Here is an 18,056-nt window from a genome sequence, read left to right as displayed (position 1 = left end):
TGCTTTTCCGCCGCTATGCAGCGACGGAGCGCGTGCGGCGACGGCGTTCCGCCGCACGCTCACGACCGTTCATACCGCCCCATAGACCGTGCAGGCCGGGTCGGTCGACGGCGAAGTCGAGGCACACGTTCAAGGCCGGACATTGCGCACATACCGCCTTGGCAGCACGCTCCCGAACTTCGCGTTCCTCACGCGTCTCGCCTTCCGAGTCGAAGAACAGGTCAGCGGATACGGTGCTACATGCCGCCGACTCGCTCCACCGCGCACTCGCGGACATGAGTAGCTTCAGGTCTCGCACGTTTGTCTCCCCCGATGAAGGTGAGGTTGACGTTATTGGGGGTACGACGCCCGTTTCAATGACGAGGTTGCGAACTCGGGGCGATAAATTCCGTCAGTAGTGATCTTGTAACACATCGAGCACACTGCGGTCGGTGCATTGGTCGAAATGCTCGTACCACTGCCCCACGGCGGCCAGGTCTGCGGGCGTGACCAGCGCAAACACCTCATCGGCGGCGTCGCGGAGCATCGCTACCACATCGGGCGCCCCGACGGGCACAGCTAGCGCAACCCACTCCGCTCCCCTGCGCCGCACGAAGCCGATTGCTGCGCGGGCGGAGCCACCGGTGGCCAGGCCGTCGTCGACCAGCACGACCGTCCGGCCGGTCAGGTCCGCAGGCAGCAGCCCTGGCCGGTACTTCGCGCGCCGGCGCCGCATCTCGTCCCGCTCGCGGGCCAGCACCGCGTAGCGCTTCTGCTCGTCGATGGCGAAGTGCCCGAGCAGCGGCTCGTTCCAGACGGGGACGCCGTCCTCGGCCAGGGCGCCGAGGCCGAGCTCGGGGTGCGCCGGGTGCCCGAGCTTGCGCACCACGGTGAGATGCAGCGGAGCGTCGAGCGCACGCGCCACCTCGGCGGCGACCACGACGCCACCGCGCGCCAGCCCGGCCACGAGCGGCCGCCTGGTTCGATATCGCTCGAGCGCGGCCCCGAGCTGGCAACCCGCGTCCGCGCGGTCACGGAAGCGCACGTGCCTAGTGTGGCCCGTGCCCGACCCGCCCACAACGGCGCGCGTACGCTCACGGGCGGGCACGTAACCGGGTCTGCTGGTCGTCCTGCTTCTTGCGCTTCTGCCGGCGGCGCAGCTCCGCGCGGGCCCGCGCCTGCGACCGCTCGCGCTCGTACCGCGCCTCGCGCATCAGCTTGCGCCAGCTCAGCAGCCGCCGTTCCCTCAGCTCGCCACGCTCGATCGCCTCCCACACGGCACATCCGGGCTCGGCGTCGTGTGCGCAGTCGCGGTACCTGCAGCCGGCGGCGAGCTCCTCGATGTCGGCGAAGACCCGGTCGACGGTGCTTGCGGCGACGTTGACCCCGATGCTGCGCAGTCCCGGGGTGTCGATCAGCACGCCGCCGCCGGGCAGCGGCACCAGCTCCCTGGTGACCGTGGTGTGCCGTCCCTTGCCGTCCGCGCGCAACACGGCCGTCGGGAGCAGCTCGGCTCCCACCAGCGCGTTGGCGATGGTGGACTTGCCGACGCCGGACGCCCCGAGCAGCGCGGCCGTGTGGCCGTCCGGCAGCTCGGCGCGCAGCTCGGCGAGGCCGAGCCCGGTCGGCGCGCTCACCCCGTGTACGGGTGCGTCGCCCGCGATCTCCCGCACGTCGTCGAGCAGCACGTCGATCGCGGAACCGGCCAGGTCGGCCTTGGTCAGGAGCACCACGGCACGGGCGCCGCTCTCCCAGACGACGGCGAGCAGCCGCTCGATCCGGCCGAGGTCGGGGTCGGGCACGGCACCCGCGACGAACACCACGTCCACGTTCGACGCCAGCGGCTGGCTCTTCGACTGGCCGGGCGTCACCGTCAGCCGGCTGAGCAGCGTGCGGCGCTCCAGGATCGCCTCGACCGTCACCCGGTCGTCCGGCCAGCATCGTGCCGCCACCCAGTCGCCGGTGCAGGGTGGTTCCGCCAGGACGTTCGCGCCGTACGAGCAACGCAGCGGACCGGCTGCGGTCAGGGTGTCGCAGCCGCCTCGATCGACCCGGGCGACCCGAGCGGGTACCAGGGTCTGGTCGGTGAAGGCGGCGAACGCGCGAGCGCGTGTGGCGTCCCAGCCGAGGGACACGAGAGCAGGAGAGGACATGCGGAGATCCCTAGAGTTTCGGCAGGGACCGGTCAGCGCGACGTGCGGATGTGCGACGCGCGGCGAACCCCGAGGAGACGACGGACACTGGCCTGGAGTGCGGTGACCGGCATTGCTCCTCACCCCCTCTGCGCGTATCCCGACCTGGCAGAGCTGACATTAGCCCGGCCGTCAGGCGTTGTCACAGCAATTTCCCGTTCGAGTCCACCGCCGGCCGGCCGGGCGGCCGGTCGCCACGCGCGGCCGCCGTCGCGGCCGTCGGCCAGTGCTTGTCGATCTCCGCGTTCAACGTTGCACCGATCAGGATCGCCAGCGCGGTGAGGTAGAGGAACGCGAGTACGGCCACCGGTGCGGCGAGCGAGCCGTAGATGGTCGAGCCGGCGAACGACGCGCCTAGGTACTCGCGGAGCACGAAGCTACCCGTCACCCAGATGAGCATGGCCACCCCCGACCCCGGCAGGTCACGCCACCAGGGGGTGCGCACGGGCACGCTGACCGAGTACAACGACGTCAGGAACACCACGCTGAGGAGCACGACGACGGGCCAGTAGAAGACGTTCACCCACTGCGCGGTCTGCGGGATCGCATGCTTGACCACGGTCGGTCCCGCGACGAGCAACGGCAGTACGACCAGCCCGATGGCGAGCCCGACCAGGTAGAGCGAGAACGACAGCGCGCGGGTCCTCACTATGCCGCGGTGCCCCGCGAGCCCGTACGCGATGGTGATGGCGTCCACGTAGACGTTCAGTGCCCGCGAGCCGGACCACAGCGAGATCAGGAAACCCAGCGAGATGATGTCCACGGATCCGCCGCGGAAGACGTCGTCGACGATCGGCGCGACCACCACGTCCACGGTGCGTTCGGTCAGCACGATCGCGGCGTTGTCGAGCAGCCACTCCCGGATCTCCTGCAACGTCTGCGGACCCAGCCAGGTGCGGAAGTGGCCGAGCGTGCCGATGAACCCCAGCACGAGCGGCGGCAGGGACAGCAGCGCCCAGAACGCGGCCTCCGCGGCCAGGCCGGTGACCCGGTACCTGAACAGCGCGACGACCGTCCGTCGGACGATCGTGGCCATGGTGCGGATGGCTACGAACCAACGGGCATCCCGCATCCGCACTCGTGCTCTGCCGACGAGTGCGCGCATCGTCCTCCGCGGGTCTGCCGTGGTGGCCATCCACGAGCCTCCATCCACAGGTGCCAACCACGCTGCGTACATGCTTACACAGAGGGCCAAGGTACGGCGTCCGGTGACAGACTTACCGGCATGCCACACCGTGATAGGCCGGAAATCTCACCGGACAACGTCCCCGCGCCGCTGCCCGACCACGACGCCTTCGCCGCCGACCCGACGCTGCAGGCGGGCGTGACCCGGCACGGCGGCAAGTGGGCCGACGAGCTGCTGCACGAGATCGGCGCGGCGGCCGGCAGCGCAGAGGCACACGACCTCGGCGATCTCGCCAACCGGTACCCGCCGGCGCTGCGTACCCACGACCGCGCCGGGCAGCGGGTCGACGAGGTCGACTTCCACCCCGCCTGGCACGAGCTGCTTGGGCGCGCCGTCGGCTGGGGGCTCACCGGCTCGCCGTGGTCCGCGCCGGGGCCGGGCGCGCACGTCGCGCGTACGGCGGGTTTCTACCTGTGGTCGCAGGTCGAACAGGGGCACCTCTGCCCCGTCTCCATGACGCACGCCGCCGTACCGGCGCTGCGTACGGACAAGGAGCTGGCCGCGGCCTGGGAGCCGCTGCTCACCTCCCGCAGGTACGAGCCCGGCCTCGTCCCCGCCGCGGGCAAGGCGGGTGCGCTCGCCGGCATGGGCATGACGGAGACACACGGCGGCTCGGACGTACGGTCGAACAGCACGGCGGCGACGGCCACCGACACCGCGGGTGTCTACACGCTCACCGGGCACAAGTGGTTCTGCTCCGCGCCGATGAGCGACGTCTTCCTCGTACTGGCGCAGGCGGCCGGCGGGCTGACCTGCTTCGTGCTCCCCCGGGTGCTCGACGACGGCAGCCGCAACGCGTTCCACATCCGCCGGTTGAAGGACAAGCTCGGCAACCGGTCGAACGCGTCCAGCGAGGTCGAGTTCGACGCCGCCGTCGCGTACCGGCTCGGCGAGGAGGGACGCGGCCTGCGCACCATCATGGCGATGGTCGCCGCCACCAGGCTCGACTGCGTCGCGGGCTCGGCGGCGATCGTCAGGCAGGCGGCCGTGCGGGCGACCCACTACGCGCACGGGCGCACGGCGTTCGGCTCGACGCTGATCGACAAGCCGTTGATGCGCAACGTGCTCACCGACCTCGCCGTCGAGTCCGAGGCGGCGACGGCGTTGCTGATGCGGCTCGCGGCCGCGGCCGACGCCGACGAGCAGGCGCTGTTGCGCATCGCCCTGCCGGTGGCCAAGTTCTGGGTGTGCAAGCGGGCGCCCGGCATGATCGCCGAGGCCCTGGAGTGCTTCGGCGGCAACGGCTACGTGGAGGACTGGGGCATGGCCAGGCTGTACCGGGAGGCCCCGCTGAACTCCATCTGGGAGGGTTCAGGCAGCGTCAACGCGCTCGACCTGCTGCGCGCGCTGCGGGAGCCGCAGAATGTCGACGCCGTGCTGGCCGAGCTCGCCGAGTCCAGGGGCGCCGACCAGCACCTCGACCGCGCGGTCACCGACCTGCTCACCGAGCTCGCTGACCTCACCGACCTGGAGCGGCGGGCGCGCCGGCTGGGCGAGCGGACGGCGCTCGTGCTGACCGGTGCCCTGCTCGTACGGCACGGCGCCCCGGCGGTCGCGGACGTGTTCTGCGCTACCCGGCTCGGCGGCACCGGCGGGCACACGTTCGGTACGGTTCCCGGCACACCGGACGACGAGAGGATCCTCTCGCGCGTCTGGGCCGACTGACCGGCTGGCCTCGGGTAGCGTTCGGCTAGCCTCGTCCCATGACCACTGCCGACGGCGCTCCACGGCCGACCGCCTAGTCCATCCCTTCACCATGCTCGCTCTGGAGACCGTCTGATGACCGTTTGGCCAGGTCAGCCCTATCCTCGTGGCGCAACGTACACGGGTTCTGGCACCAACTTCGCGATCTTCTCCGAGGTCGCGGACCGCGTCGAGCTGTGCCTCTTCGACGCCGAGGGCACCGAGACCAAGTACGAGCTCACCGAGGTGGACGGCTACACCTGGCACGGCTACCTGCCCGGCATCGGCCCTGGTCAGCGCTACGGCTACCGGGTGCACGGGCCGTGGGACCCGGCGCAGGGTCAGCGCTGCAACCCGGCGAAGCTGCTGCTCGACCCGTACGCGAAGGCGATCCAGGGCGGCGTGGAGTGGGACCCGGCCGTGTTCGCGCACCGGCTGGACGACCCGGACCGGACGAACGATGACGACAGCGCGCCGTTCACCATGCGCTCCGTGGTGGTCAACCCGTTCTTCGACTGGGGCGACGACAGGCACCCGAAGACGCCGTACTACCAGTCGGTGATCTACGAGGCACATGTCAAGGGCCTCACCGTCCTGCACCCCGAGGTGCCTGAGGAGCTGCGTGGCACGTACGCGGGCCTCGCGCACCCCGCGGTGGTCGAGCACCTCACCCAGCTCGGGGTGACGGCCGTCGAGCTGATGCCCGTACACCAGTTCGTCGTCACGGAGGAACAGCAGAAGCGCGGCCGGGCGAACTACTGGGGCTACGACACCATCGGCTACCTCGCACCGCACAACCGGTACGCGTTCTCCGGCCAGGCCGGCGAGCAGGTGCAGGAGTTCAAGCAGATGGTGCGGTCGCTGCACGCCGCGGGCATCGAGGTCATCCTCGACGTGGTGTACAACCACACCGGCGAGGGCAACCACGACGGGCCGAGCCTGTGCTTCCGCGGCCTCGACAACGCCGCGTACTACCGGCTGCTCGACGACGACCCGCGCTACTACATGGACTACACGGGCACCGGCAACAGCCTCAACGTCCGTAGCCCGAACACGCTGCAGCTCATCATGGACTCGCTGCGCTACTGGGTCACCGAGATGCACGTCGACGGGTTCCGCTTCGACCTGGCGTCCGCGCTCGCCCGCGAGCTGCACGACGTGGACAAGCTCTCGGCGTTCTTCGACCTCGTGCAGCAGGACCCCGTGGTGTCGCAGGTGAAGCTCATCGCGGAGCCGTGGGACGTCGGCGAGGGCGGCTACCAGGTGGGCAACTTCCCGCCCGGCTGGACGGAGTGGAACGGCCGCTACCGCGACACCGTGCGCGACTTCTGGCGCGGCCAGACGCCCAACGTGCCGGAGTTCGCGTCCCGCATCTGCGGCTCGAGCGACCTCTACGAGTCCAGCGGGCGCAGCCCGTTCGCGTCCATCAACTTCGTCACCTGTCACGACGGCTTCACCCTCGAAGACCTGGTGTCGTACAACGAGAAGCACAACGAGGAAAACGGTGAGGACAACAAGGACGGCACCGACGACAACCGGTCGTGGAACTGCGGTGTCGAGGGTCCCACCGACGACCCCGGCGTAGTCGCGCTGCGCGCGAAGCAGAAGCGCAACTTCCTCGCCACGCTGCTGCTCTCGCAGGGCACCCCGATGCTGCTGCACGGCGACGAGATCGGCCGCACCCAGCACGGCAACAACAACGGCTACGCCCAGGACAACGAGATCTCCTGGGTGAGCTGGGCCATCGGCGACGCGGACCGTGAGCTGCTCGACTTCGCCTCGCGGCTCGTCGCGTTCCGGCATGCGCACCCGGTGTTCCGCAGGCGCCGGTTCTTCCAGGGACGCCCGCTGCACGGCGGCGCGAACGGGCTGCACGACATCGGCTGGTTCACCGTCGAGGGCACGAAGATGACCGACACCGACTGGAGCAACGGGTTCAGCCAGACGCTGAGCGTGTTCCTCAACGGTGACGCGCTCGTCGAGCCCGACCCGTACGGCCAGCAGGTGACCGACGACTCGTTCCTGCTGCTCTTCAACGCCTACGACCAGGACATCACCTTCACCCTGCCGGACGCCACGTTCGGCGAGTCGTGGGAGGTGGAGTTCGACACCGCCAACCCGGACGCGACGTACCGTCCCACCAGCAAGGCCGGACAACAGGTGGACGTGGAGGCCCGCTCGCTCGTGGTGCTGCGCCGCACCTAGCCGCGCGTGAGCAGGCCGTCGAGCAGGTCGCGGGCGGTGCTGATCCGGTCGATGTCCGCGGTCATCCGGCGGCGTTCGGCGGCCAGGCGTTCGCGGCAGTCCGCAAGCAGGAGCGACTCGCCGCTCATGCACGACAGGATCTCGGCGATCAGCTCGGTGCCGAGCCCGGCCGCGAGCAGTGTGCGGACGTGCTCGACGGCGCGCACGTCCGACTCGGCGAACACCCGGTAACCGCTTGGCGTGCGCCCCGGGCGCAGCAGGCCCTTCCCCTCGTAGTACCGCAGCGCCCGCACGCTCGCCCCCGTACGCACGGCGAGCTCACCGACCAGCACCGGTCCGCCTCTCGAGTTGACCCTCACACCGACGTCAGGCTTTAGCGTACCGGCGTGACCCGGCTGGCGACCCTGATGTTCTGTGTCTTCGCCATCACCACCGCGAGTTCGTGGTGAGCGGCATCCTGCCCGAGGTCGCCGCCGACCTCGACGTCACGGGTCGGTGCCGCAGGACTGCTCGTCACCGCGTACGCGGCCGGCATGATCGTCGGCGGGCCGGTGCTCACCGCACTCACCGCCCGCGCACACCGCAAGTGGCTGCTGCTCGTGCTGCTCGGCGTCGCGGTGGTGGGCAACGCCGGCTCGGCCGTCGCACCCGGCTTCGCGTGGCTGTTGGCGGCGCGGGTGGTCACCGCCCTCGTGACGTCGACCTTCTTCGCCCAGGCGATAGTCGTCGCGGTGCGCGCTGCGCCACCCGAACGCGCCGCGACCGCGGTGGCCAGGCTGGCCTTCGGCATGAACCTCGCGATGATCGTCGGCGCGCCGATCGGCACCGCCATCGGGGCAGCTGGGGCTGGCGGGCCACCTTCGTCGCGATCGGCGTGGCGTGTCTGCTCGGCCTCGTGCTGGTCGCCGTGCTGATCGACGCCCCGGAGCCGGACGAACGACGGCCCTCCGCGCTCGTCGAGCTGCGGGTGCTGCGCCGGCCGCCCGTGCTCCTGGCGTTGGCGGTCACGGCGGTCGGCAACGTGGGAGTGCTGATGGTGTTCTCCTTCCTCGCACCACTGATGACGGACGTCGCCGGCCACCCGGCCGGCCGGTTGCCCGCACTGCTACTCGCGTACGGCGTCGGGGCGACCGTCGGCAACCTGGTCGGCGGTTCGCTGTTCGACTACAGCCCCCGCGTCGCCCAGCCGGCACTGTTGGGTCTTCTCGCGCTGGTGCTGCTTGCCGCGTGGGTCGCTGCCGTCGCACCGGGGCCGGCCACCGTCGCCGTGGTGGTGATCGGTGCGCTGGGCTTCGCGGTCGTCCCCGGCATGCAGGCCAGGGTCATGGCGGCGGCCGCCGCGGCGCCGACGCTGGCGATGGCGGTCAACGCCTCCGGCTACCAGGTCGCGGCGGCCACCGCCGGGTGGCTCGGCGGGGTGGTCACCGACTCGAGCACCGGACCACGCTCCCTCTACCTGGTGGCGACCGGCCTCACCGCCTGCGGGTTGGTGTTGAGCACCCTGTCCATGGACAGGGCCTAGGCTGGATGCGCACGCCCGTCGCCGATGGGGTTGGAAGGTCAGCCGATGGCGCCGACAGCCACGTACCGGTTGCAGCTCACCCCGACGTTCGGGTTCCGGGACGCAGCAGCGGTCGTGCCTTACCTGGCCGGTCTCGGCGTCTCGCACGTGTACCTCTCGCCGATCCTGGAGTGCACGCCGGGCTCCAACCACGGGTACGACGTGGTCGACCACGGCCTGCTCTCCGCCGAGCGGGGTGGGTACGAGGGCTGGCAGGTGCTGCAGAGCGCGCTGCGCGAGCACGGGCTCGGCTGCGTCGTCGACATCGTGCCGAACCACATGGCCGTCCCCGTCCCGCAGTCGCGCAACGCCGCGCTGTGGTCGGTGCTGCGCGACGGCAGGGACGCGGCGACCGCGCACTGGTTCGACATCGACTGGGACGCCGGCGGTGGCAAGCTCGTGCTCGCGGTGCTCGGCTGCGGTCTGGACGAGGCCATCGGTACGCAGCAGCTGAGCCGCGACGGCGACCGCCTCAGGTACCACGAGCACGAGTTCCCGGTAGCGCCCGGCACCGAGCACCTCGGCTGGCCCGAGGTCGTGCACGCACAGCACTACGTGCTCACCCACTGGTCGAACCCGGCGCAGCCGCTGAACTACCGGCGGTTCTTCGACATCGACGACCTGATCGCCCTGCGGGTGGAGGACGCCGACGTCTTCCAGCAGACGCACCGGCTGGTGCTCGAGCTCGTGCACCGCGGCGACATCCAGGGCCTGCGCGTCGACCACGTGGACGGGCTCGCCGACCCGGCCGGGTACGTCGACCGGCTGGCGGAGGCGGCCGGCGACACCTGGCTGGTGGTGGAGAAGATCCTCGCCCCCGGCGAGACGCTGCCCGCGGAGTGGCCGTGCGCCGGCACGACCGGCTACGACGCGCTCCGGGTGCTCGACACCGTCTGGCAGGACCCGGCGGGCCTGGCCGAGCTGGCCGCCGTGTACCGGCGCTTCACCGGCGAGGACCGTACGTACCCGGACGTGGAGCGGGAAGCCAAGCGAACGGTGCTCGCGCAGTTGTTCACCGCCGAGCGCGACCGGTTGCTCGCCCTGGCGTCCGGGCAGCTGCCTGCGGTCGACCGCACCCTGCTCGGCGAGGCTCTCGACGAGCTGCTGGTCGCGATGCCCGTGTACCGCACGTACCTGGAGCCGGGACGTAAGCCCGACGCCCGCGACTGCGAGGTGCTCGAGCGGGCACGGCGCGCCGCGGCCGAGCAGCGGCCGGCTGCCGCTGCTGCGATAGGCGAGTTCACCGCCTCGCTGCTCGACCCGGCGACCACCGAGCTCGTCGTCCGGTTCCAACAGCTCAGCAGCGCACTCACCGCGAAGGGGGTGGAGGACACCGCCGGTTACCGCTGGCACGCGCTGGTGTCGAGCTGCGAGGTCGGTGGCGACCCCGGGCGCCGCAGCGACGACCCCGTCGCGGAGTTCCACGAGCACGCCGGCCGGATGGCCGCCGCGGGCATGACCACGCTGTCCACGCACGACACGAAGCGCGGCGAGGACGTCCGCGCCCGGCTGGCGACGCTCACCGAGGTGCCGGCCGCGCGGGCGGCGCTGGTCGACGAGCTGCAGGCGGTCGACGCCGCCGTGGACCTGCCCACCAGGTACCTGGCCTGGCAGACCCGGCTCGGCGCCGCGCCGATCGACGAGGAGCGGCTGACGGCGTACCTGCGCAAGGCGTGCCGGGAGGCGAAGCTCGCCACCTCGTGGACCGCTCCCGACCCCGGCTATGAGGCGGCCGTCGAGCACTACGCTCGCGCCCTCGCCGCCGACGCGCGCATCGATGCGTTCGCCGGCGAGCTGCGCCTCGGCTGGATCAGCAACCTGCTGGCGCAGAAGGCGGTGCAGCTGACCATGCCCGGCGTGCCGGACGTCTACCAGGGCGCGGAGGGGATACACCTGGCCCTTGTCGACCCGGACAACAGGCGTCCCGTCGACTACGGCGCGCTCGGCGCGGTGCTCGCCGACGCCGACCGCGGGCAGCGGCCACCCTCGGTTCGCACCGACGACCCACAACGGCTCAAGGTGCACCTGACAAGCCGGCTGCTGCGGCTGCGCCGCGACCGGCAGGACCTCTTCACCAGGTACCAGCCGCTGCCCGCGCAGGGGGTGGCCGCGCGGCACGTGCTGGCGTTCAGCCGTGGCGGTGTCGTCGCCGTCGTACCCCGGCTGCCGGTCACGCTGGCCGGGGCCGGCGGCTTCCGCGACACCACCGTGGCGCTGCCGTCCGGCAGCTGGACTAGCCTGTTCAGCGGCACCACGCACGCGGGCACCGTGCGCGTCGAGCAGCTGCTCACCGACCTCCCCGTGGCCGTGCTCACGCGGGAGGTCTCCGCGTGACCGAGCTCCGGGTATGGGCGCCGGCCGCGTCCGCCGTCGACACCGTCCTCGACGACGGCCGGCACCCGATGGTGCCGGCGGACCGTCCCGGCTGGTGGACGGTCGACGTGCCCGACCTACCCGCCGGCGCCCGCTACGGGTTCGCCGTCGACGGCGGCGATCCGGTGCCCGACCCGCGCGGCGTGTGGCTGCCCGACGGTGTACACGTGCCCGGCCGGCACTACCGGCATGCCGACTACCGCTGGCACGACACCGGCTGGCGCGGCATCGCCCTGCCCGGTCGGGTCGTCTACGAGCTGCACGTCGGCACGTTCACCCCGGCGGGCACGTTCGCCGGCGCCGCGGAAAAGCTGGACCATCTCGTCGACCTCGGCATCGACGTCGTGGAGCTGCTGCCCGTGCACGCGTTCCCCGGTAGGCACGGCTGGGGCTACGACGTCGCGGCCCCGTTCGCCGTGCACGAGCCGTACGGCGGGCCGGACGGCCTCAAGGCGTTCGTGGACGCCTGCCACGCCCGCGGCCTGGCGGTGGCGCTCGACGTCGTCTACAACCACCTCGGGCCGGACGGGGCGTACCTCGCTACCTTCGGGCCGTACCTCACCGACAGCTACCGCACGCCCTGGGGACCCGCGGTGAACCTGGACGACCCGGGCAGCGACGACGTGCGCGAGTACATCGTCGAGAACGCGCTGATGTGGTTGCGCGACTTCCACGTCGACGGGTTGCGCATCGACGCCGTGCACGCGTTCCGCGACTCGTCGGCGACGCACCTGCTCGAGGAGCTCGCCGCCGCGGTGCGGGAGTTCGGCGTCGCCGCCGGCCGCACCACGTTCCTCGTCGCGGAGTCCGACCTCGGCGACCCGCGCATCGTCACCCCCACGGCCGGCGGCGGTTACGGGATCCACGCGCAGTGGAACGACGACTTCCACCACGCGCTGCACGTGACGCTCACCGGGGAGACCGACGGGTACTACGCCGACTTCAGCGGCCTGCCCGACCTGGCCACCGCTATAGAGCAGGGCTACGTCTACACCGGGCAGCACTCGCGGGTGCGCGGCCGGCGGCACGGGCGGCCGCCGGTGGGCGTCGCCGGCTGGCAGCTGCTCGGCTACCTGCAGACGCACGACCAGGTGGGCAACCGGGCCGGCGGTGAGCGCAGCTCGCACCTGCTCTCCCCCGGCCTGCTGCAGGTCGCCGCGGCGCTCGTCCTCACCTCTCCGTTCACCCCCATGCTGTTCATGGGCGAGGAATGGGGCGCCGCCACGCCGTGGCTGTTCTTCAGCGACCACCGCGACGAACGGCTCGCCGACAACGTTCGTACAGGCCGGCGCGCCGAGTTCGCCAGCTTCGGTTGGCGCGCCGACGAAGTGCCCGACCCGCAGGCCCCCGCGACGTTCCGCCGCTCGGTGCTCGACTGGGCCGAACGAGAGCGCGAGCCGCACCGCGACCTGCTCGACTGGCACCGGCGCCTGATCGCGCTCCGCAACGAGTTCCCCGCACTGGCCAGCGGCCCGCTCGGCGACAGCCACGTGACGTACGCCGCCGACGAGCGCTGGCTGGTCGTCGAGCGCGCCGGCGTCGTGGTGGCCGCTAACCTGGCCCTGCAGCCCCGGCTGCTCCCGTTGCCCACCAGGCCAGGGCAGGTGCTCCTGGCCTCCACCGACGACTACGCCTTTCGCGACGGACGTCTCGAACTGCCGGGCGAAACCGTCGCGATCTGCAAAGCCGAGTGACCACCATGCGCATGCTGTACCCCGCCGCCCCGGCCACACCGCTCGGGCGCCAGGACGAGCCGGACCTCGACGCGGTCTACGCGTACCCGGCCGCGAGCCCGTGGCTGCGCGCCAACATGATCGCCAGCGTGGACGGCGCCGCAGTGCTCGACGGCGGCTCCAGGGCGCTCGGCAGCGCGACCGACAGGAAGCTGATCGGCCACCTGCGCGGGCTTGCCGACGCGGTGATCGTGGGCGCGGGCACGGCGCGGGCGGAGAAGTACGGTCCGCTGCGGCCGAAGCAGGAGCGCAGGCAGCGGCGGCTGGCCGCCGGCCTCACCCCGGTGCCGCGGCTGGTCATCGTCTCCGGGTCGCTGGACCTCGACGTCTCGGCGTCCGCGTTCACCGAGGCGGAGCTGCCGACGGTCGTCGTCACGCACGCCGCCGCGGACCACGCCAGGCGCAAGCAGGTCGAGCAGGTCGCGGACATCGTCGTCGCCGGCAAGCAGCAGGTCGACGTACACGCGCTGATCGACGCGCTCGCCGCCCGCGGCCTCTCCCGGCTGCTGTGCGAGGGCGGCCCGGCGCTGCTCGGCACGTTCGCCGCCGCCGACCGGATCGACGACCTCTGCCTCACCGTCGCGCCGCTGCTCGTCGCGGGCGGCGAGACCCGGGTGACGAGCGGCCCTGCGGTGCAGCCGCCGCGCTCGCTCGACCTCGCCCACGTGCTCGAGCACGACGACTATCTCTACCTGCACTACACGAGGGCATAGTGGTCAGGGAAGATGAGGCATGAAACTGCCGGTCATGCCACCGATCAAGCCGATGCTGGCGAAGTCGGTGAAGGAGATCCCCCGCGGGGACTACTGCTACGAGCCGAAGTGGGACGGGTTCCGCGCCATCATCTTCCGCGACGGTGACGAGGTGGAGGTCGGCAGCAGGAACGAACGGCCGATGACCCGCTACTTCCCCGAGGTCGTCGAGGCCGTCAAGGCGAACCTGCCGGAGCGCTGTGTGGTCGACGGCGAGCTGGTGCTGCCCGACGCCGAAGGCGTGCGGCTGGACTTCGACGCGCTACAGCAGCGCATCCACCCCGCGGACAGCCGGGTACGGATGCTCGCGGAGCAGACCCCCGCCAGCTTCGTCGCGTACGACCTGCTCGCGCTCGGCGACACCAGCTACCTGGACCAGCCGTTCGAACGGCGCCGGGCCGACCTGGTGGAGGCGCTCGCCCCGGCGGGCGCGCCCGTGCACCTGACCAAGGCCACGACCGACTTCGACGTTGCAGCGCAGTGGTTCGAGCAGTTCGAGGGCGCCGGCCTGGACGGCGTGATCGCCAAGCCGCTCGGCGGCACGTACCAGCCGGACAAGCGCACCATGTTCAAGATCAAGCACGAGCGCACCGCCGACTGCGTGGTGGCCGGCTACCGGGTGCACAAGAGCGGCCCGGACGCGATCGGCTCGCTGCTGCTCGGGCCTGTACAACGACGAGGGCGAGCTGGCCAGCGTCGGCGTCATCGGCGCGTTCCCGCTGGCGCGCCGCAAGGAGCTGTTCACCGAGCTGCAGCCGCTTGTCACCACCTTCGACGACCACCCGTGGGCATGGGAGCGGCAGGAGGAGGGCAGCCGCACCCCGCGCAACGCCGAGGGCAGCAGGTGGAGCGGCGGCAAGGACCTGTCGTTCACGCCGCTGCGGCCGGAACGCGTCGTCGAGGTGCGCTACGACCACATGGAAGGCATCAGGTTCCGCCACACGGCGCAGTTCGTGCGCTGGCGCCCTGACCGCGACCCGCAGTCGTGCACCTACGCGCAGCTGGAGGAACCGGTGAACTTCGACCTGGCCGAGGTGCTGCGGCAGTAGCCGCGCTCAGCCACGGCCGAGGTCGCGCATCGCCTCCGCGGTCGCCTCGTCGCCGGTGTCGGCGAGCCCGGCGACCACGCCGTCGAAATCCGCATCCGGCCGGTTCTGGCTGAGCTTGAACTTGGCCTCGATCCGGCTGATCCGCACCCCCACCCCGGCGATGGCGCGCAGCTGCCCGTGCACGAACTTCGGCGGGGCGTCGTCCACGGACCACGGCTGCGGCCGCTGCGTCTCGTGGTGCTCGGTCAGCCTCCGTACGAGGCCGTCGCACCAGTCCGGGTCGTCGTGCACGACGAGCTCGCCGTAGCGTGGGCGGTGACGTAGTTCCACGTCGGCACCACCCGGCCGTGCTCCCGCTTGCTCGCGTACCACGACGGCGTGACGTACGCGTCCGGCCCGCGCACGATCACCAGCGCCTCGCCGAGCACCTCCTGCTGCCAGTGCTCGTTGTTGCGGGCCAGGTGGCCGAGCAGCGCACGCACCGCGTCGTCGTCCGGGCGGAACGCGGCGGGGACGTACATCGGCTAGCTCGGGTCGAGCGGCTCGTTGATGTCCGCGACCGAGGTCGGGTTGCCGGTGTAGCTGAGCTTCCGGGGGTCGCACCGGTAGATGTCGCGCAACGTCGCCACGGCCACCCGCGCCACGCCAGGCACCTTGATCGGCACGTGCAGCGTACGGGCGTAGTTCCAGGTGCCGCTCGCCTCGCCCTGCCCTGGCGGCGACCAGCCAAGACCGCGCATCCGCTGCTCCTGGTCCGGTGCCAGCCTGCGCCCGGAAGGCAGGAACTGGTTGCTGACCGCCTCGCACACGAGCGTGCCGCGCTGCCGGTTGCTCGCCAGCATGACGTAGTAGCCGCTGCTGGCCTCCTCCACCACCAGGAAGCCGTCGGTCTGCAGCAGCCGGTTCAGCCGCTGCTCGACGCCGGCCATGATCTTGTTCCACAGCTCGGGCGACTGCCCAGGCGGACCCTGCTGCGGGCCGGGCGGCTGCTGCGGCATCGGCGGGCGCTGCTGCGGCGGCGGACCGCCGTAGGGCGCGCCCGGCGGCGGCCCGTACTGCGGCGGGCGCTGCTGCGGCGGCGGACCGTAACCGGGTGGCGGGCCGTACTGGGGTCCTGGCGGGCGCTGCTGCGGTGGCGGACCGTAGCCCGGTGGCGGGCCGTACTGGGGTCCTGGCGGGCGCTGCTGCGGTGGCGGACCGTAGCCCGGCGGCCCGTACTGCGGCGGGCGCTGCTGGGGCTGTTGCGGCGGGCCGCCGTACGGCCCGGAAGGCGGCGGCGCGGACGGGCGCTGCGCGGGCGGCGGCTGCTGCGGCCGCGGACCCGACTGGTGCTGCGGCGGACCGGGCTGGTGCTGCGGCGGACCCGACTGGTGCTGCGCCGGCTGCGCGGGCGCCGGCGGTGGCTGCGGGCTCACCGAGGTGGGTGGCACGGACGGGTGCGACGAGTGCAGGGCGCTGCTCTCCGGCACGGCGCTGGGCGACGGGTCCGAGTCGCCGTACTTCTTGCCGGTGATCATGCAGGCCCGGCGGCTGTCCAGCGGCAGCTGTACGTCGCGCTCGGCCATCAGCTCGAGCAGCCGGGAGACGCCGCGGTCCTGCGCGAACTCGATCTCCGGTGTGGTCAGCGGGAACGCCCAGAGGAACCGGCAGCTCCTGCCTTCGATCTCCAGCTGGTCGAACGCCGGGTCCTCGTACACCGGCGGCAGCAGCACCACACCGGTCAGCAGCGACTCGTCGGTCAGCGTCTCGTCCGGGTCACCACCGAGCAGCTGGCCGGGCGCGTACCAGGTCTCCAGCCGGTGCACGAGCCGGCCGACGTCCTTCAGCATCCGGCACGGCCACCAGTGCGCCTCGTCGGTGCCGTAGGACCAGTTGGACGGCAAGTAGGTGAACAGCTCGATGTGGCGGTACTGCGCCATCGCGTCCGGCGCGGCCGTCGCCTTCGTGCTCACGCCGACGGTGAGGAGGGTGGTGCGGTCCCTGTTGTGTGCCGGGAGGTACGGGTCGAGGTCGATGCGGACCAGGTCGGACGAGGTCTCCGCCACGACGTTCGGGCACGGCCCGAGGTAGCGGTCGCAGTGCCCCTCGATGGCGTCGCGCCACGCCTCCTCGGCAGGATCGACCTCCGTCGAGGCATCCTCGTTCTCAGGCACTTCCGCCTGTTCCTCGACCATGACCTCCGTTGCCTTCCGCCCCGTAGCGCGCGTGCAGGCGCACAACGCGATCCCACGCAGGCGCAACCCTACCCTCTCCGTGTCAGTGGTGTGCACGCTCATACCAGGTGCGGCGAATCGGCCGAAATGACAGGTCAGGCCGCTACCGTTGGCTGCATGGCGCAGGCAATGGAAGTCGCGGTCGGCGAGCAACAGGTCCGGATCTCGAACCCCGACAAGGTGTACTTTCCGGACCGCGGATTCACCAAGAGCGACGTGGTCGACTACTTCCTCGCGGTCGGCGACGGCATTCTCGCCGCACTACGTGACCGGCCGACCACGTTGGAACGCTGGCCGTCCGGCGTCTTCCCCGGCGCGAAGCTGTCCACCCGGCAGGACAACCGCGGCGACGCGTTCTACCAGAAGCGGGTGCCGAAGGGCGCGCCACCGTACGTCGAGACGGCGACGATCAGCTTCCCCAGCGGCCGCACCGCCGACGAGGTCTGCCCTACCGAGCTGGCCGTGGTCGCCTGGGCCGCCAACCTCGGCACGCTGACCTTCCACCCCTGGCCCGTGCGCAAGCCGAACGTCGACCACCCGGACCAGCTCCGCATCGACCTCGACCCGCAGCCCGGCACCGACTTCGCCGACGCCGTACGGGTCGCCGGCGAGCTGCGCGGGCTGCTCGCCGAGCTCGGCATGGCCGGCTGGCCGAAGACGTCCGGCGGCCGCGGCCTGCACGTCTACGTGCCGATCCAGCCGCGGTGGACGTTCGTGGAGGCCCGCCGCGCGCTCATCGCGCTCGGCCGCGAGCTCGCCCGGCGGATGCCGGACCAGGTCACCGTCAACTGGTGGAAGGAAGAGCGCGGCGAGCGCATCTTCATCGACTACAACCAGATGGCCCGCGACCGCACGATCGCGTCCGCGTACTCCGTGCGGCCGAACCCGCAGGTCCGCGTCTCGGCGCCGCTGCGCTGGGAGGAGCTCGGCGACGTCGCTCCCGACGACTTCGACATCGCCACCATGCCGCAGCGGTTCGCCGACGTCGGCCACCTGCACGCGGACCTGGACGAGCACGCGTACGACCTCGACACCCTGCTCGAGTGGTCCGCCAGGGACGAACGCGACGAGGATCTCGGCGACCTCCCCTATCCCCCCGACTACCCGAAGATGCCCGGCGAGCCGATGCG

12 protein-coding genes and 3 pseudogenes are annotated in these 18,056 nt (G+C 71.6%); 8 read left to right on the top strand and 7 right to left on the bottom strand.

Annotated features, from left to right (window positions below):
- Positions 1-13 precede the first annotated feature (13 nt).
- The 4 genes from GEV07_19765 to GEV07_19750 form a co-directional block, all read right to left on the bottom strand.
- Positions 14-277 (bottom strand): WhiB family transcriptional regulator, encoded by a 264-nt coding sequence (locus tag GEV07_19765; protein ID MQA04854.1) that lies wholly within the window; start codon positions 275-277, stop codon positions 14-16.
- A 114-nt stretch (positions 278-391) separates the two neighbouring features.
- Complete coding sequence (locus GEV07_19760) at positions 392-1,024, bottom strand: phosphoribosyltransferase (GenBank protein ID MQA04853.1); 633 nt, start codon at positions 1,022-1,024, stop codon at positions 392-394.
- A 49-nt stretch (positions 1,025-1,073) separates the two neighbouring features.
- Complete coding sequence (gene rsgA, locus GEV07_19755) at positions 1,074-2,132, bottom strand: ribosome small subunit-dependent GTPase A (GenBank protein MQA04852.1); 1,059 nt, start codon at positions 2,130-2,132, stop codon at positions 1,074-1,076.
- A 181-nt stretch (positions 2,133-2,313) separates the two neighbouring features.
- A complete protein-coding gene (locus tag GEV07_19750; GenBank protein MQA04851.1) occupies positions 2,314-3,348 on the bottom strand; it encodes a YihY/virulence factor BrkB family protein in 1,035 nt (344 codons plus the stop codon).
- Between the two features lie 48 nt (positions 3,349-3,396).
- On the opposite strand from GEV07_19750, the gene GEV07_19745 reads away from it, so the two are divergent.
- Both GEV07_19745 and glgX read left to right on the top strand, forming a co-directional pair.
- Positions 3,397-5,022 (top strand): DNA alkylation response protein, encoded by a 1,626-nt coding sequence (locus GEV07_19745; GenBank protein MQA04850.1) that lies wholly within the window; start codon positions 3,397-3,399, stop codon positions 5,020-5,022.
- Between the two features lie 114 nt (positions 5,023-5,136).
- Entirely contained in the window at positions 5,137-7,245 is a 2,109-nt protein-coding gene (gene glgX, locus GEV07_19740) for a glycogen debranching protein GlgX (GenBank protein ID MQA04849.1), read from the top strand.
- Here the strand turns inward: glgX and GEV07_19735 are convergent.
- Positions 7,242-7,577 (bottom strand): MerR family transcriptional regulator, encoded by a 336-nt coding sequence (locus tag GEV07_19735; GenBank protein MQA04848.1) that lies wholly within the window; start codon positions 7,575-7,577, stop codon positions 7,242-7,244. The genes glgX and GEV07_19735 overlap by 4 nt on opposite strands.
- A 54-nt stretch (positions 7,578-7,631) precedes the next feature.
- Between GEV07_19735 and GEV07_19730 the strand changes: the two are divergent.
- The 5 genes and pseudogenes from GEV07_19730 (at position 7,632) to GEV07_19710 (ending at position 14,713) form a co-directional block, all read left to right on the top strand.
- Positions 7,632-8,767 (top strand): annotated as a pseudogene (locus GEV07_19730) (MFS transporter).
- 24 nt (positions 8,768-8,791) lie between these two features.
- Positions 8,792-11,140: a malto-oligosyltrehalose synthase gene (gene treY / locus GEV07_19725; protein ID MQA04847.1), complete on the top strand. Its 2,349-nt coding sequence runs from the start codon at positions 8,792-8,794 to the stop codon at positions 11,138-11,140.
- On the top strand, positions 11,137-12,873 hold the full coding sequence (treZ, locus tag GEV07_19720) for a malto-oligosyltrehalose trehalohydrolase (GenBank protein MQA04846.1): 1,737 nt from the start codon (positions 11,137-11,139) through the stop codon (positions 12,871-12,873). Before treY ends, treZ begins: the two co-directional genes overlap by 4 nt.
- Positions 12,874-12,884: 11 nt before the next feature.
- Positions 12,885-13,625, top strand: coding sequence for a pyrimidine reductase family protein (locus tag GEV07_19715; GenBank protein ID MQA04845.1), 741 nt, complete (start codon positions 12,885-12,887; stop codon positions 13,623-13,625).
- A 19-nt stretch (positions 13,626-13,644) separates the two neighbouring features.
- A pseudogene (locus GEV07_19710) lies at positions 13,645-14,713 on the top strand (ATP-dependent DNA ligase).
- Positions 14,714-14,719: 6 nt separating this feature from the next.
- Here the strand turns inward: GEV07_19710 and GEV07_19705 are convergent.
- Positions 14,720-15,234 (bottom strand): annotated as a pseudogene (locus tag GEV07_19705) (FMN-binding negative transcriptional regulator).
- Positions 15,235-15,237: 3 nt separating this feature from the next.
- Positions 15,238-16,989, bottom strand: a complete 1,752-nt coding sequence (locus GEV07_19700) for a hypothetical protein (protein MQA04844.1) — start codon at positions 16,987-16,989, stop codon at positions 15,238-15,240.
- 54 nt (positions 16,990-17,043) lie between these two features.
- Between GEV07_19700 and GEV07_19695 the strand changes: the two genes are divergently transcribed.
- Positions 17,044-18,056: ATP-dependent DNA ligase (locus GEV07_19695; GenBank protein ID MQA04843.1), on the top strand; the 1,013-nt coding region annotated here is incomplete at its 3' end.

The organism is Streptosporangiales bacterium, assembly GCA_009379825.1.
Taxonomy (GTDB): domain Bacteria; phylum Actinomycetota; class Actinomycetes; order Streptosporangiales; family WHST01; genus WHST01.
The sequence above is the reverse complement of the archived record's forward strand: the minus strand, read 5'-3'. Positions and strand labels throughout refer to the sequence as shown.

What these genes read in the sequence shown, in the direction of transcription:
- glgX (MQA04849.1), top strand. Translation starts at nt 5,137, where the DNA reads ATGACCGTTTGGCCAGGTCAGCCCTATCCTCGTGGCGCAACGTACACG.
- GEV07_19745 (MQA04850.1), top strand. Translation starts at nt 3,397, where the DNA reads ATGCCACACCGTGATAGGCCGGAAATCTCACCGGACAACGTCCCCGCG.
- treY (MQA04847.1), top strand. Translation starts at nt 8,792, where the DNA reads ATGGGGTTGGAAGGTCAGCCGATGGCGCCGACAGCCACGTACCGGTTG.
- GEV07_19765 (MQA04854.1), bottom strand. Translation starts at nt 277, where the DNA reads ATGTCCGCGAGTGCGCGGTGGAGCGAGTCGGCGGCATGTAGCACCGTA.
- GEV07_19700 (MQA04844.1), bottom strand. Translation starts at nt 16,989, where the DNA reads ATGAGCGTGCACACCACTGACACGGAGAGGGTAGGGTTGCGCCTGCGT.
- GEV07_19715 (MQA04845.1), top strand. Translation starts at nt 12,885, where the DNA reads ATGCTGTACCCCGCCGCCCCGGCCACACCGCTCGGGCGCCAGGACGAG.
- GEV07_19750 (MQA04851.1), bottom strand. Translation starts at nt 3,348, where the DNA reads ATGTACGCAGCGTGGTTGGCACCTGTGGATGGAGGCTCGTGGATGGCC.
- rsgA (MQA04852.1), bottom strand. Translation starts at nt 2,132, where the DNA reads ATGTCCTCTCCTGCTCTCGTGTCCCTCGGCTGGGACGCCACACGCGCT.